This window comes from Acinetobacter sp. Gutcm_16, assembly GCF_028649355.1.
Lineage (GTDB): Bacteria > Pseudomonadota > Gammaproteobacteria > Pseudomonadales > Moraxellaceae > Acinetobacter > Acinetobacter johnsonii.
The window spans coordinates 144318-160099 of sequence record NZ_JAQSUV010000035.1 but is presented as its reverse complement, the minus strand read 5'-3'; the positions used below and the strand labels follow the sequence as shown (position 1 = coordinate 160099).

Below are 15782 nucleotides of genomic sequence, written 5' to 3'. Positions count from 1 at the left end.
TTGCATGTTCATCAGAGTTTTTTTAGACTGACGAACATGCCTTTTATACCACTTCTTAAAATAATGAATGGATGAACCTTATGATGCTTAAACCCTTAGCGGTTGCTGTTCTTGCTGTCTCGTTTTTAACAGCGTGTAGCTCAAACCCAACGAAGAATAACAACGATACCATCGTTTTTACAGAGCCTGAATTAACTGCACCATTTTATGCACTCAATCCATTTAATTATGATGCGCCACCTCCATTTGAAATTAACTTAAAAAATGCAGCGGCTCAGCCTGTAACAAAAATGGAAGTGACTCGCTCTGACGATCCATCTAAAAAAATGGTTTTAGACACCAATAAACTGATTATTCCAACCATAAACAGCAAAGACCGTCAATTAAAGTTTGCCGTACTGGCAGGCGACAATGAAGTCGACATTACTGAAATTGATGACTTCTTACAGTTGGTTGAAGGCAAAGCCCGTCACTACCCACCACGTTTTACAGAACGCCAAGAACGTAAAGGTTTTGAGTTAAAACTAAAAGAAGTGACACAACAGCTTGATACGTTAGCATCAAAAGACAATGCTTCATTTGATGTACTGGTCCGTGCATTCAAAGCCAGCGTTATGGCACGTAATTTAGACCTTGGTTCAGTCTATACCACCAAGTCTTTGGCTTATGCACAGCGTATTTTAAAAATTAACCAAGAAGACCCTGAAGCAAACTTCTGGTTCGGTTTTGCTTTGTCTGAAGGTGGTGGTCAACGCGAAGCAATGCCATACCTCGATAAAGCAATGAAAGCTGGTGTTCAAGAAGCATATTTAGCGACAGCAAATAACTACATCGCAATGGAACAAAAGAAAAATGCGGTGCAAACCTTGAAAAACTACAAGCTGAAATATCCACAAGAAGCCGAAGTTACAGATCGCTTGATTAATGAAATTGAAAAACAAGGTCGTTGGAATGTTTGGCAAGTTCTAAATACTGCAAAATAATTCCATCACTTCTGATGTACCTAAAAATAGACCGAATTTTCGGTCTATTTTTATTTTAGGCGAATTGATAAATCCGAGAATTATCGTATGATTTAAAAAATTCAAAAGAATAAACGGTAGTCGACGCTTTTTATGCCTAAATACATCCGTAGCACCTTGATGGTAACCACTCTATTTTCGCTCTTGAGTGGTTGCCAAGTGGTCAGTGTGAAAAATCAATCACTGAACGTCACGATTACCAATGAACGTGAAAGTATTTTAACGCGGGATAAGCTCAGTGAAGCGAGTCTAAACGTGCTGTCCATGACAGGTCGAGAAGCCAAAATCTGTTCAGAGCAACCTGAAGAATGTGTCAGCGAACTCAGACAAATTCCACAAATTCAGGATGAACAGCTCCTCTCTACTGCCAGCGAACTGTATCTCGCTAAAGCAATTTCCTTAGAAAAATCATCTGCCTGTAAAGTGAGTATTTTAGCCAAGACCCAGTCTGAAGAAAAAAAAGCGCTACAAAAACAAAACTACCAAAGCTGCCTAGATCAACAACTCGGCATGTTGGATAAAAGTATTCGCTACAGTTATGCATACATGTTTAACACCAAACGTGGCCCCCAAGATCGTATTTTTGATAACCGACAAGTCCAACTCCGTGACTTTTATAACCAAGCTATCGCTAAACTTGTACATAGTTATGGACTACGCCATGGACCAGCAGAAGTCGGCAATCAAATCAAAGTGGGGCAAAGTATTTACCGTATTAATTATGACAACTACCCACTTCTAAAAAACCGTCAAGTTGAACAACTAATGTCAACTTACAATATGAACTTTTCAGGTCTGCGCTCTATCACACGTCGCGATGGTTTTGGTTCAGAGTTTCTGATTGTCCTCCCACCTGAGCACAATGACACCTCACCTGAAAAAGCCAAATATATTGTCGACCCACTACATTATCAGTATACAAATGGTCGTAATCCCAACATTCACAATGCCCGTTATTTAGCGGCGACCATTACTGCACAGCCACGCTCTGCATCCAGTATCGATGAGATCTTAAACAACCCTGAGTTTGAAATCTCAGCTTATGATCCCTACAAGTTTGAATCTGCGAAAATTGCAGGCAAAAGTTACCCTCTTGCTGCAAACTTTTCTGCACCTTATGGCTTATGGTTGGCACAAAACAATTTAGGTAAAGCAGCGTATTTATCACTGATTGATCGTGATGCACGCCTCACCATGCCGCACCTATACATGCTTGAGCCGTACAACCCAAATAAAAAAGTAGTGGTGCTCGTTCACGGACTAGCCAGTAGTCCAGAGGCATGGATTCGTTTGACGAATGATGTCATGGGCGATCCTGTGCTGCGTGAACACTATCAAGTCTGGCAAGTGTTCTACTCGACCAATATGCCAATTTTGGAAAGTCGTTTCCAAATCTATGCAATCATTCAACAAAGTTTTAATTTGGTCGACAGTAAAGCGCCTGCCAAAAAGGATGCAGTGTTAGTTGGTCATAGTATGGGCGGCATTATTGCGCGGCTTTTGGTAAGCGATGCTGACTTAACCCCTGCGGCAATGAAACTGCTACCTAATCGACGTGTGCAACAATTTAAAAATGACCCTCTGTTTAAATCGCGCCTCGACATTCAACCGATTCCAAACTTTAGTCGGGCCATTTTCTTGGCAGCGCCACATCGTGGGACAGAGTTTGCTGACCGCTGGTTTACCCTTGCGGCACGTAAAGTTATTCGTCTACCAGGTGCGTTTTTGGGGGCACTGACCGATGTTATACAAAGTAGTGACCCTGACCTACAAGCCTTCATTAAAGATGTCGATAATGGACTCATTCAAAATGGGCCAAGTGATCTCAGCAAGAACTCTAACTTCACTCGATTAACGAAAAATGTCGTTCCATACAAAGGCATGAAATTCCACAGTATCATGGGGAATGCGACCAAAAGTGATGACCTCAATATCATTACAGACGATGTCGTGCCTTATACGAGTGCCCATCTAGATGGTGCATTGTCTGAGAAGATTATTAAAGGTGGACATTCTATTCAAGAAACGCCTGAAGCCGTTCTTGAGTTACGTCGTATCCTGCGGTTGCACCTGACTGAACTCGGTCTGTATAAACCTTAAATCTTTAAAAGCCTAAACAGATGTTTAGGCTCTTTTATTTTTGCTTTACGCTAACGCATACAGCAATAATCACTTGGCTGTTTAACAACTGTTCGCTTTATAGATGATTTATTGTTTAGTCGTTTTCAATTTTGCTAAGATATTGCCATTCATACAATAGCTGTTCATAGCGCATAAATACACACGGTAAGCGGTGTCGCTCGGTCTATTTTTATATTGTGCATTTTCAAAGATTTAAGGATTTCACCTACATGAGCAATTCGGGAATCATAACTGATTTGTCCACCCTCACTCCCATGATGCAACAGTACATGGGCGTCAAAATGCAACATCCGCACTCTTTGATGTTCTATCGTATGGGTGACTTCTACGAGCTATTTTTTGAAGATGCACATAAGGCCGCTAAACTTCTCGGAATTACCCTGACCCATCGTGGCAAAGCCAATGGTCAACCCATCCCTATGGCAGGTGTTCCTTACCATGCAGCTGAAGGCTACCTTGCTCGCTTGGTGAAAAAAGGCGAAACCGTCGTTATTTGCGAGCAAATTGGTGAAGTTACAGGTAAGGCCCCTGTTGAACGTGGCGTTGTCCGGATTATTACACCAGGTACGCTGACTGACGATGCCTTACTGACGGCACATCAAAGTTCAAACCTTGTGGCGCTTTGCGTACAACAAAATGAAATTGGTATTGCGCTGTTAGATTTAAGTGCAGGTTTATTTAAAGTTCAGCAACAAGAGTTTCAGCTTGAGCAACTCGGCATTGAACTGTCTCGCCTCATGCCAAGTGAAATTTTGGTCGATGAAAATATTGTCGACCCCAACATCATTGAACACATTAAAAAACTGCTCGACTGCCCTGTGACACGCCGTCCAAATGTCGACTTTAATTTAAACAATGCACAAAAAACCTTATGTGATCAGTTTGCAGTATCGACTTTAGCTGGTTTCGGTATTGACCATTTTCCGCTTGCCAAAGCAGCAGCAGCATCGCTGATTCATTATGCCAAAGAAACGCAAAAGACTGCCTTGCCGCATATTCGCTCAATTCAACTAGAACAAAGCAGTGATTTCATTGCGCTTGATCCTGTGACGCGTAGAAACTTAGAGCTGGTTGAGCCTCTGTTTGAACACGGCACGTCATTATTCCAACTCATCAATGACTGTCAAACTGCAATGGGTGGACGTTTACTTAGTCGTACACTGATGCAACCGTTACGTGACACCAAGCTCTTAGACGCACGTTTAGATGCCACCAAGAGTCTTGTGGATGGCTACCACGAATCGCCAGTCCGTTTAGTATTAAAAGAGATTGGAGACATTGAACGTGTCCTCAGTCGGGTGGCTTTAGGTAGTGCCCGTCCACGCGACTTAGTGCAACTGCGCCAAGCTTGTGCACAAATCCCTTATTTACGTCATGCCATTCAACCCGTGATTCAAAGCAAGCAGTCCGCTCTAATTACCCAATTGAATGAGGAATTAGGTGATTTCCATGGCTTACATCAACGTTTAATGTCTGCCATTGTTGAACATCCACCTGTGCTTTTACGGGATGGAAATGTGATAGCCGAAGGTTTCGATCATGAACTGGATGAACTCCGTAAAATTCGCGATCATGCAGGACAGTACTTGATCGACCTTGAAATTCAAGAACGTCAAAATACTGGAATTTCGACCTTAAAAATTGGCTATAACCGTGTCAGTGGGTATTACATTGAACTGACCCGTGCACAAGCCGAGCAAGCACCTGATCACTACATTCGTCGTCAAACCTTGAAAAATGCTGAGCGTTATATCACGCCTGAGCTGAAAACCTTTGAAGACAAAGTGCTTTCGAGTGAGTCCCGCGCATTAGCCCGCGAAAAAATGCTGTTCGAAATGCTTTTAGATGAACTCCGCGCCGACATTGGTCATTTACAAATGATGAGTAGTGCTATTGCGCAAATCGACCTCTTAGCCAACTTTGCACATCAGGCTCGCTTACGCAATTGGTCACGTCCTGAGTATAGCCCAGAAATTGGGGTTAAAATTATTGCGGGACGTCATCCAGTGGTTGAGGCTTTGAACAAAGCCTCATTTACACCGAATGACACGACACTTGATTTTAACCACCGCATGGCCATTATTACGGGTCCTAACATGGGCGGTAAATCAACCTTTATGCGTCAAACGGCTTTAATTAGCCTATTGGCCTATTGTGGCTCATATGTACCAGCCCAATCAGCAGTCTTAGGTCCTATTGATCGAATCTTTACCCGTATTGGTTCTGCGGACGACCTATCTACAGGCAAATCGACCTTTATGGTGGAAATGACTGAGACCTCGCAAATCCTACATCATGCAACCAATCAGTCGCTGGTTCTGATGGATGAAGTTGGTCGTGGCACCAGTACCTATGATGGTTTATCCTTGGCATGGGCTTGCGTACTTGACTTAACCAAACGCATTAAATGCTTATGTTTATTTGCCACACATTACTTTGAACTAACCGAGCTAGCCAAAGAAACTGCTATTGATAACTACCATGTCACCGCAAAAGAACTCAATGGCAACCTCATTTTGTTACATAAAGTCCAACATGGGCCAGCGAGCCAAAGTCACGGCTTACAGGTAGCAAAATTGGCGGGTATTCCTGCCAGTGTGATCAAAGAAGCACAAAATCGTCTGAAAATTTTAGAGAAGCAACAACTGCAAAAACCTAAAGTCGTTCAAAATGATTTGTTTGCCGCGATAGAAACACCTGAACTTGAAATCATTGAACGTGTGGTCGAAATTGAGAAGCCTTCTGCCGCACTTGAACTACTCAAGAGCATTGATGTCGATAACTTAAGTCCACGTGAAGCCTTACAGCAGCTTTATGCATTGAAAGATCAGCTACATTCATAGTAGTTTTCTATTTTTGTAAACCGTCTAGACCGTCAAAATGACGGTCTTTTTTATTGTAAAAAGCAATTTTCAGCAGAATGTTCAGTTTTTATCAAATTTAACAGCCGTGCATATAACAAATATCAATAAAAGCAATTGTTAGTTGGTGCTGTTTTTGCCTAAAATACACATTAGTTATTAGAACCATATTTTTAGGTAGCCTTCGCCATGACCTTTGTTGTCACTGAAAATTGTATTAAATGTAAATATCAAGACTGCGTAGAAGTTTGTCCAGTAGACTGTTTCTATGAAGGTCCAAACTTTCTAGTGATCAATCCAGACGAATGTATCGATTGCGCACTGTGTGAACCTGAATGTCCAGCAAATGCAATTTTCTCTGAAGATGAACTGCCAGAAGGTCAAGAAGTATTTATTGAACTAAATGCTGAGTTATCACAAACTTGGCCAAACATTACCCAGATTGGAGACCAACCTGCTGACCGTGAAGAATGGAACGGTAAAGCAGATAAGTTACAATACTTAGAAAAGTAAGCCAGAAAAAGATCAGCATAAGCTGATCTTTTTTTATACCTAAAACACACATTTGATTGCAATTTTTCCAATTTTTCCACACAAATTTGGATTAAAATAATAGGCGTATTTTTTAAATATTTGATTTCTATAATGAAGAAATTTTTAAAGGGATTATTTGCGGTTAGCATAATCCCCTTGGTGATGATTGGCTGTACGACTTCATCCCACAAAGGCCAGACCATCACAACTCCTGATGGAAAACGTATTTTTATCCCACAAGAGAAAATTAGTTTTGACCGCCCTGCTCCACCTAAAATTATTCCTTATACCTACAATGCTTGGATGTCTGTCGGTGACACGCTAGCACGCGTACGTGAGTATGAAGTTTTTCTTGAACGCAATGGTGTGGGAAATATCATCCCAAGCTTTGAACTGCTCAGAACAGCACGTGACTGGCAAAAATGTGGTCGTTCACAATATATGATCCCAAATCGTGAACTTTGGAAAAACCAAATTGCAACTTTAAAAGTATTTAAATATTTAGTTGCAGCCAAAGTACTGACTGATTTTGAAGTCACTTCGGTTTATCGTGACCTGCCTTTAAACCAATGTGCAGGCGGTGCAAACTCATCACGCCACTTATTCAATTCTGCCATCGATTTTCGAATTGGGTCTGAAAACCCACAACCTGAAGATTATGCTTATATTGAAAATACAAAATATCGTCTATGCCAATTTTGGACCCAACATGGTCAGAGCTTGAACATGGGCTTAGGTTTATATGCTTCTGGTCAGATTCACATTGATACCCAAGGATATCGTACATGGGGCCCAGACCTCAGTCGCAATTCTTCGATGTGTAGTTACTAATTTTTAAAAATTAAAAGAGGTCAATATGACCTCTTTTTTTGAGCATTGATTTTAACAAATATGGTCGGAAAAATTGCACTCTGAAAATAAAAGTTTAAAATGCTCCACATCGCAACCAAGGTGAACATGCTATGCAACAAATGTGGACAGAGATTGATAACTATATCGATGCACATTTAATTCCTGAAGACCCCATTCTACTGCAAACTTTAGAAAATACAGAGAAGCATGGTTTTCCAGATCACTTAGCTGTTGCACCGAACCAAGGCATGCTTTTACAAATGCTGATTCAAATGAATCAATGCAAACGTGTACTTGAACTCGGCACTTTTGCTGCCTATAGCACCATGTGGTTAGCGCGCGCCTTACCTGAAGATGGTTATATTTTAACGATTGAAGGTCGTGATACTCATGCCGCGATGGGCCAAGAAAATATCGACAAAGCTCAGCTCAAACAAACCATTGAACTCAAATGTGGACGTGCAGCAGATATCCTTAAATCACTGCCTGCAGACATTGAACCTTTCGACTTTATTTTCATTGATGCCGATAAACAAAGCTACCCAGAGTATTTGGAATTAAGCCTCAACCTATCGCATTCAGGTACTTTGATTTTCCTCGATAACGTGATTCGTGCAGGCGATATTATCAATCCTGAAAATCATAAACCAAGTATTGAAGGGATTCGAAATATGTTCAAAGCGATGCAAAACCATCCGAAAATTTTGTCGTGCACCGCACTTCAAACTGTTGGTAGCAAAGGACATGATGGATTTGCCTTAGCTATTGTAAAATAAGCTAAAACTTAGATTAAAAAACAATCGATTAATTTAAGCTTATATAAATTATAAACTTACATTTACTGTCCATATAGTTATCCACAATTAATGCGGATAACTATGGATAAAACAGTTCCAATTTAGAGAAATCACTCTAAATTAACGGGCCACCAATAAGGGAACTTTAGCATTCCTAAAAATGGTGGTTGCAATGCTACCCAAGAAGAACTGATGAATTTTACTGTGGCTGAACGCACCGAGCACAATCAGTTGTATGCCATGCTCATTTTGGTATTCCAGAATATTTTCAGCCACGTCGCCATAACGATATTCTGTAATCACATCCAAATTCGCATCTTTCAAATACTGTTCAGGCTCTCTTAAAATTTCAGGGTGGTCACCGACATAGACTAAATGGCATTGTAAGAGGCGCAGTAGATCACTTTGCGCAATCCGCTTCATCATCTTCACACAGGTCGGTGAATACTCATAGGCAAAGATAAAGCGCGTAGGTGGCTTAAAGCTATCACCTACCGTCATGACGGTACAGTTTGCACCACGGATAAAGTTTTCAACATTACTGCCCAATGGTTTATTGCGTTCAGCCGATTTCTCACCCACACGGCCAATCACCACAATGTCATCTTCATGCAATAAGTTAAAACTTTGCTCTAGAAAGTCACCCTTTTCTTGAATATGCGTTGTATGTAGGCCATGCGTTTCGAGAATGAGTTTAGAAATATGATCGAGTAAATTATTGCTATAACTGAGCGCAAGTTCGCTTTGTTTTTGCTCTAATTCAGCCAGTTCTTTGAGCAACATTGCATTGCTTTCAAATCCAATTACCCCACTAATTTCACCTAAGTGATAACTTGCAGGATAATAATCCAAAACTTGTAAAAGGACCAATTCCCGCCCCGTCTGCTTTGCGATCCACGCCGCAGCTTCTGCTAGGGCATTGATACAAGGGGAAGAATCAATACATGCAATGACTCGTTTCATTATCGCCTCTCATTACACCGCATTTGGTATAAGGTCTCATTGTTGTTCTAAACTTAGCATATCTTTTTTTTTGATGGCAGGTTTTTATGTAATTAAGTATTGATAAATGTTCAATATTCTTTGATGTCTTAATCACGTAAACGGATAAACTGTGCAGGATTGCCAGCAACAATCGATTGCTCGGCGATATCTTTGGTTACCATGCTATTCATCCCCACCACAGCATGTGCACCAATTTTCACCCCATCTTTCACACCCACATGTGCACCCAACCAAACATCCCGACCAATTTCTATACCTTGTGAACGCACAGGCTGTTGATAAATCGGATCGCTAAGTGCCATACCATGGTCAAAGGCATATAAGTGACAATAAGCCGCAATACGCACTTGATCATGTAACTTAATCCCCACACGACCACCATCTAAAATACAATGGTGGTTGATCGCGACTTCGTTGCCAATCTCTAAAGGCCCATGCAAAGTACAATCGGCAGCAATAAACGTGTTGTCGCCAATGACAATTTTGCGACCAGGCTCTGCAAAAATGTGTGCCAATGGAGAAATAAAACAGTTTTGACCAATTTCAACTGTTTCCATTTCCATTAGATAAGCTTGGTATTCTTGCTGCCATGCTTCAGCCCACACACGGTTTTTAGGCTTGAGCGACCAATACAACCAGGGCATATAGCTTAATCGATGCTTATGCTGCTCACGATATTTTAATAAGGGATCAGTCATAATGGTCATCCACAATTTTTAACGCTTCACGTCCACGGGTTACGTCTTGTATTTTAAGTCTGAGCGCTTCAATCTGATGCACTTGTAATAATGCCTCCACAAGCACGCCATCCGCAGTATATTGCTCATTAAATTCAATCTGCTGGCTATTCAGCTCGTACTGGAAAATTGCCCATTCATTAAATTGGCAGGCAAAATGCACTTTTTTCTTCTCAATGAGTTCTATTTTTTCAGCCAACAGTAAACACTGTCCTGCAGTTCCACCATAAGCACGTACCAGCCCGCCTGTGCCTAGCTTGACACCACCATACCAACGATTGACCAAAACCAAAACATTGGTCAGTTCATTGCCTTCAATGGTCGCTAAAATAGGACGACCTGCAGTACCTGAGGGTTCACCGTCATCATTAAAACGAACATTGTGGCCAATTTTCCATGCCCAGCACTGATGCGTGGTACTGATATCTTTATATTGCTCTAGAAAATCTTTAACAGCTTGTTCATTTTCTACAGGCACAGCAAAAGCTTGAAAACGACTTTTTTTAATGTCTTCTTCATAGCTCACTAAACTAGAGATGGTAAATGGCATAGCGTAGTTTTTAAAAATTTCACAAAAAATTATAACGTATTTTCAATCAACTATCGTATGAAAATGGCTTTTCGCTTTAAGCCCATACAAAATAAACAGATATGCATCTTATGTAGCATGCTAAAAAAAGCGATTTCAAAAGGATGGCAGAGCACACAGTTTGAGTATAAGGGGATGCCCTGTTATTAATTCAATGCAAAGCGATGGATTAAACATATGGGAGGGAAATCTGCGCCAACTCTTTTCATTGGCGCAGAATAATCTTATACAGTGAAGTCATCACCAAGGTAAACTTGACGCACGGTTTCATTGGCTAAGATTTCATCTGGAGAACCTTCAGCAATCACCGCACCCTCACTCACGATATAAGCACGTTCACAAATCGCCAAAGTCTCACGAACGTTATGATCCGTAATAAGAACGCCAATACCACGGTCTTTTAGGGTACGAATAATATCTTTAATGTCGCCCACGGAAATTGGATCAACCCCAGCAAAAGGTTCATCGAGCAACATAAATTTTGGATCGGCTGCCAGCGCACGCGCAATTTCAGCACGACGACGTTCACCACCAGACACACTCATACCCAATGAATCTTTAATATGGCTAATTTTGAAATCGGCCAGCAATTCATGCAGACGCTGTTTACGTTGTTCTTTATTTAGATCTTTGCGCGTTTCCAAAATCGACATAATATTTTCAGAAATAGTGAGTTTTCTAAAAATTGATGCTTCTTGAGGTAAGTAACCAATGCCTTTACGCGCACGTTCATGCATGGCCAAATCAGACATGTCTAGGTCATCAAGATGAATTTCACCTTTGTCCATACGCACCAGTCCAACCACCATATAGAAACTGGTGGTTTTCCCTGCACCATTAGGGCCAAGTAAACCTACGATTTGTCCGCTTTGCATGCTAAAAGATACATCTTTCACTACCCAACGCTTACTGTAGTTTTTCGCGAGATGCTTAATACATAGGGTTTGTGGCTGATTGAGAGTTTGCTCCATTAGTCACGCGCTCCTGGGAAGGATTGAGACCCTGAAGGTGGGATCACAATTTGAACACGACCACTCGACGAACCACTGCTGTTTGGTGTACCAATCGCTTCGATATCACCTTTGTTCATACTATAACGTAATGTATTACCGCGAATACTGGCACCATCTTGTTCTAGAAGTGCGCTGCCTGATAAGGTAATAATGCCTGTTTCTGCATTATAAATAATTTTTTGCGCCTGACCTTTGGCAATACCTTTATTGGTACTGACTTGCTGCTGGAAACGTGCAGGCTTACCATTGGCCGTAATGGTGCTAATTTGGCGGGTTTGATTTAAATTGGCAACAATTGAATCTGCTTGTAGTTTCATCGTACCCTGTTCAATGATGACATTGCCTGTGTACGTCGTTACACCCGTTTTTTCATTAAACGTTGCTCGATCTGCCACCAGCGAAATCGCTTTACTACGGTCACTTGGCAGTGCTAAAGCAAAAGTTGAAACAGCCACACCTAAACTCAGTGCAAGTGTTTGCTTGAGGAAAGTTTTCGAAATAGAAAATTTTGGATTATGGTTCATACTTCCCTCGAATATGGAAAAAGTCATATTGACCCGTATTTAAATTCGCTTTTAAGCCCTGACTAACAAATTCTGCTTGCGGTGTCGTAACAACCACTTGATGCTGAGATTCAAGTTCACGCGTCTGTGGAAGCGCAGTCAATTCTGCGGTCTCAAACTGCATCTGACCTTGATCCAACATTTTCTTTGCAACCACTTGGTTTGTCAGAACGACTTTTTCGTTGTCGTTGATGCCATTGGCTTGCTTGGCATAGAAAGTCGCATCCACTTTTCCATCTTTATACATCTCAGCATTTAAGTTCTCTAACTTAGAGGTCTTCTTTTGCATGTCCTGCTCAAGACGGTCTACTTTTGCGCGGACGTATAAATTACCCTGCTCATCTGTTTGAGTCAGTTGGATCTGCTCAGCAGAATAGGTCATGCTTTGTGCACCATCGACCTCGAGCTTTTGCCCTTTTCCGCTGTAATAGTAATAACCACTACTGATAGCCGCAATGGCTACAGCAGTGATATATAAAACTTTAGTATCCATAAATGTTAACTAAACTCTCATGCATGCATACAGATTAATGCGGGACTGCGGTGTACTTTTCAAGTAAAGTTTCGTATACACCTTTGGCTTGTAAAATCATATCGCAGATTTCACGTACCGCGCCACGTCCACCCATCGCTTGAGTTACCAAATCGGCACGGCGACGTACTTCTAAATGACCATTTGGCACGGTCACTTTCATGCCTGCAATGGCAAATGCAGATAGGTCCGGCCAGTCATCACCCATGTATAAACAATCCTCGGGTGAAATACCAAATTTTGCACAAGCCTCGCGCAGTGCAACACCTTTGTCTTCACGGCCTTGATAAACAAGGTCCACGCCCAAATCAGACATCCGTTTTTCTACGATCTGACTTTTACGTCCTGTGATAATAATCACTTTCACACCAGCTTGCTGAACCAGTTTCATACCTAAGCCATCACGGATATCGAAAGATTTGATTTCGTCCCCCGAGTTGGTCAAAGTCACAAAACCATCACTTAAAATACCATCAACATCCAAAACTAGAGCTTCTACATAACGCGCTTGTTCTAACAAAATATAAGAAGCCATTTTTTAATTTACCCCAGCTTGAATCAGGTCATGCATACTCAAAACACCAATGACTTTATTGCTCTCATCAACAACGACAAATTGGTTAATTTTCTTTTCATTCATTCGCTCTAATGCTTCAACAGCACGTGCTTCCGGTGAAATCGTCAGCGGGCTCTTAATCATCACATCAGACACCGCCAAGTTCACATCAAAACCTTGTTGTTTATCAATCAAACGGCGTAAATCACCATCAGTAAAAATCCCCAATAGATGATCATTGTCATCCACAATTGTGGTTAAACCTAGGCGTTTGTTAGAGATTTCGTACAGAACTTTGTTCATTGCTGTATCTGGAGACACTTTCGGTAGTTCGTCTCCAGTGTGCATTAAATGCTTCACATGTAATAACAAGCGTTTACCCAAAGCACCCGCAGGATGCGAGCGTGCAAAGTCATCAGAAGTAAACCCGCGTGCATCTAACAGTGCAACAGCCAATGCATCACCCAAGGCTAAAGTCGCCGTTGTGCTTGATGTTGGTGCTAGACCTAATGGACAAGCTTCTTGAATATTGCCCAACGTCAGCGCCACATCAGCATTCTGTGGCATCGGCCCACGCTCATCACCACTGATGGTAATTAAAGGCACACCCAAATATTTGATCAAAGGCATCAGCATCATGATTTCATCACTCTTGCCCGAGTTTGAAATCGCAATCAGCACATCACCTGCAACCAACATCCCTAAATCACCATGCCCCGCTTCCCCAGGATGCATAAAGAATGATGGCGTACCTGTAGAGGCAAAGGTGGCAGCCATTTTTCGACCAATATGCCCTGATTTACCCATGCCAGTAATGACTAAGCGACCTTTGCACTTTAAGATAATTTCACAAGCACGGCTAAAACGATCATCGATTTGCTTAGCAAGTACCGAGAGTGCCTGACGCTCTATCTCTAGTGTTTCTAAAGCAACTTTTTGGAAATCAATGGGATTTGACATATTTTCAGAATTCAACGTTGTTTTACCTGAACCGTGTGACGAAATGAAACGTCAGCACATAAAAAATAATTTTCGCAATTTTATCATATCTCTGTAAGCAACTAGCGTGGAAATCTTTGGATTTTCACAACATATCTACAAATGTGTTTTGCTGATGATGGAAGAGCTTTGTTTCAAGTGCATATAGCTCGTTACCTTTTTATTATTTTTTCTTTCGGCAACGTATGACTGCACACCTTTCACGCTGAGAAGCTCTTATTTATTCCTTAACTTAAGTGAAATAAAAAGTAGCCACCACAAAGCTAAACAATGTCGCTAATTCAATCATTTCAATACTGGCACCAATAGTGTCTCCCGTCACACCGCCAATACGCTGTATAAATTTATATCGTAAATACCACAGTACCAGATAAAACGTGGCAATCACCACAGCACCAATCCATGCCCAATACAAAGCCACCAAAGGCGTAAGCAGTAAAATTGTTATTGCGATTGGCCGTGCTAAATGTTGGCTCAACTGGCTGCCGAGTCCTTTAGCACGCACATAGTCTGTGCTTAAAAAGAAAAATAGCGGCACGAGACGCCCTAACATAGGAAAGAGGATCAGCGCTGTATACAGCTGTTTTTGTAATAACACATACAATGCCGACCATTTTAATATACAGACAATGACAAGACTGAGTACACCTATCGGCCCACAACTCGGATCTTTCATGATCTCAAGTGTGCGTGCTTTATCGCCAAAACCACCGACCCAAGCATCGGCAGTGTCGGCTAAACCATCCAGATGCAAACCACCCGTCAGCCAAATCCATAACACCAGAATCACACTGCTTAACAGCACAAGTGGCAAAGCATGCAATAACAGGGTGATCCCATATAGAATGCCTCCCATAAGCAAACCCACCACAGGATAAAACAACAATGCCTGCGCATTTTGCTGAGGCGGTGGCATTGCGCTTAGACGAACTGGAAACGTCGTTAAAAACTGTAATGCAATCCAAAACGGTGTCATTACACGTCCTCACTTTGAATAAACTGAAGCTGCCCTTGATCGAATACAAAGCGGTTCAACTGTCCCAACTCTGCTGACATTTTTAAAAGATCATTATCATGCTGTTTCAGCGCTTGGCATTTTAAGAGTTTAATCACTCCACCATGGGAAATAATCAATGCGCGTGTCCAGCCCTGCGCATACATTTGCTGGGTCAAGATCTGTATAGATTCGACAACACGACTTTTAAATGTCAATAAACTTTCCGCCTGAGGCGGGGTAAAGCTTAACGGTGTTTGCCAAAATTGAGCCAATTCATCTGGGTAGAGTTGATAGAGTCGCTCAGTCGACTGAGCCTCCCATTCCCCAAAATCCATTTCTTGCAAATTCGGTTCTATAAACAAAGGAAGCTGTTTTTGCCCCGCCCATTGCTCTGCAAACAAACGGCAGCGCTTTAATGGTGAGCTATAAATGATATCCCACGCCTGCCTAAGCTGCTCAGCCTGGGCGATAGTAGACTGCATTTGCGCCCAACCCTTCGCAGTCAAAGCATCATCCGTTCTACCCCGTAGAGTATGGCTTAAGCTGGTTTCGCCGTGGCGTAGGAAATCTAAATACAACATCC

Annotated in this window: 16 protein-coding genes; 6 read left to right on the top strand and 10 right to left on the bottom strand. The window is 41.7% G+C overall.

Annotated elements, in window-relative coordinates:
* Nucleotides 1–80: 80 nt before the first annotated feature.
* The 6 genes from PTT44_RS13160 to PTT44_RS13135 all read left to right on the top strand — a co-directional run bounded on the left by PTT44_RS13160 (nt 81) and on the right by PTT44_RS13135 (nt 8187).
* On the top strand, nt 81–983 hold the full coding sequence (locus PTT44_RS13160; RefSeq protein ID WP_168158882.1) for an ABUW_2363 family tetratricopeptide repeat lipoprotein: 903 nt from the start codon (nt 81–83) through the stop codon (nt 981–983).
* Nucleotides 984–1115: 132 nt separating this feature from the next.
* Nucleotides 1116–3122, top strand: a complete 2007-nt coding sequence (locus tag PTT44_RS13155) for an esterase/lipase family protein (RefSeq protein WP_168158883.1) — start codon at nt 1116–1118, stop codon at nt 3120–3122.
* 251 nt (nt 3123–3373) lie between these two features.
* Complete coding sequence (mutS, locus tag PTT44_RS13150) at nt 3374–6007, top strand: DNA mismatch repair protein MutS (RefSeq protein WP_168158884.1); 2634 nt, start codon at nt 3374–3376, stop codon at nt 6005–6007.
* A 207-nt stretch (nt 6008–6214) separates the two neighbouring features.
* Entirely contained in the window at nt 6215–6538 is a 324-nt protein-coding gene (gene fdxA / locus PTT44_RS13145) for a ferredoxin FdxA (protein WP_004696359.1), read from the top strand.
* 132 nt (nt 6539–6670) lie between these two features.
* A complete protein-coding gene (locus PTT44_RS13140) occupies nt 6671–7390 on the top strand; it encodes a D-Ala-D-Ala carboxypeptidase family metallohydrolase (RefSeq protein WP_004982106.1) in 720 nt (239 codons plus the stop codon).
* A gap of 131 nt (nt 7391–7521) precedes the next feature.
* Nucleotides 7522–8187, top strand: a complete 666-nt coding sequence (locus tag PTT44_RS13135; protein WP_004696355.1) for an O-methyltransferase — start codon at nt 7522–7524, stop codon at nt 8185–8187.
* Nucleotides 8188–8328: 141 nt separating this feature from the next.
* Here PTT44_RS13135 and PTT44_RS13130 read toward each other — a convergent pair whose 3' ends face one another.
* From PTT44_RS13130 to PTT44_RS13085, 10 genes are all read right to left on the bottom strand, one after another.
* Nucleotides 8329–9171: a universal stress protein gene (locus tag PTT44_RS13130; protein WP_004696353.1), complete on the bottom strand. Its 843-nt coding sequence runs from the start codon at nt 9169–9171 to the stop codon at nt 8329–8331.
* A gap of 128 nt (nt 9172–9299) precedes the next feature.
* Nucleotides 9300–9911, bottom strand: a complete 612-nt coding sequence (locus tag PTT44_RS13125; protein WP_148825796.1) for an acyltransferase — start codon at nt 9909–9911, stop codon at nt 9300–9302.
* Complete coding sequence (locus tag PTT44_RS13120; RefSeq protein ID WP_168158885.1) at nt 9904–10500, bottom strand: IMPACT family protein; 597 nt, start codon at nt 10498–10500, stop codon at nt 9904–9906. Before PTT44_RS13120 ends, PTT44_RS13125 begins: the two co-directional genes overlap by 8 nt.
* Nucleotides 10501–10763: 263 nt before the next feature.
* The gene (gene lptB, locus PTT44_RS13115; protein ID WP_004696348.1) at nt 10764–11510 is read right to left on the bottom strand and encodes an LPS export ABC transporter ATP-binding protein; all 747 of its coding nucleotides are present in this window, start codon (nt 11508–11510) and stop codon (nt 10764–10766) included.
* Nucleotides 11510–12076, bottom strand: coding sequence for a lipopolysaccharide transport periplasmic protein LptA (gene lptA, locus PTT44_RS13110; protein ID WP_004982118.1), 567 nt, complete (start codon nt 12074–12076; stop codon nt 11510–11512). Before lptA ends, lptB begins: the two co-directional genes overlap by 1 nt.
* Nucleotides 12066–12608: an LPS export ABC transporter periplasmic protein LptC gene (gene lptC, locus PTT44_RS13105; RefSeq protein ID WP_168158886.1), complete on the bottom strand. Its 543-nt coding sequence runs from the start codon at nt 12606–12608 to the stop codon at nt 12066–12068. The genes lptA and lptC overlap by 11 nt, the downstream gene beginning before the upstream one ends.
* Nucleotides 12609–12642: 34 nt before the next feature.
* A complete protein-coding gene (locus tag PTT44_RS13100; protein WP_004982122.1) occupies nt 12643–13182 on the bottom strand; it encodes a KdsC family phosphatase in 540 nt (179 codons plus the stop codon).
* A 3-nt stretch (nt 13183–13185) separates the two neighbouring features.
* Nucleotides 13186–14163 (bottom strand): KpsF/GutQ family sugar-phosphate isomerase, encoded by a 978-nt coding sequence (locus tag PTT44_RS13095; protein WP_004982125.1) that lies wholly within the window; start codon nt 14161–14163, stop codon nt 13186–13188.
* Between the two features lie 271 nt (nt 14164–14434).
* Entirely contained in the window at nt 14435–15178 is a 744-nt protein-coding gene (locus PTT44_RS13090; protein WP_168158887.1) for an adenosylcobinamide-GDP ribazoletransferase, read from the bottom strand.
* Nucleotides 15178–15780 (bottom strand): histidine phosphatase family protein, encoded by a 603-nt coding sequence (locus tag PTT44_RS13085; RefSeq protein WP_168158888.1) that lies wholly within the window; start codon nt 15778–15780, stop codon nt 15178–15180. The genes PTT44_RS13090 and PTT44_RS13085 overlap by 1 nt, the downstream gene beginning before the upstream one ends.
* Nucleotides 15781–15782: the final 2 nt, after the last annotated feature.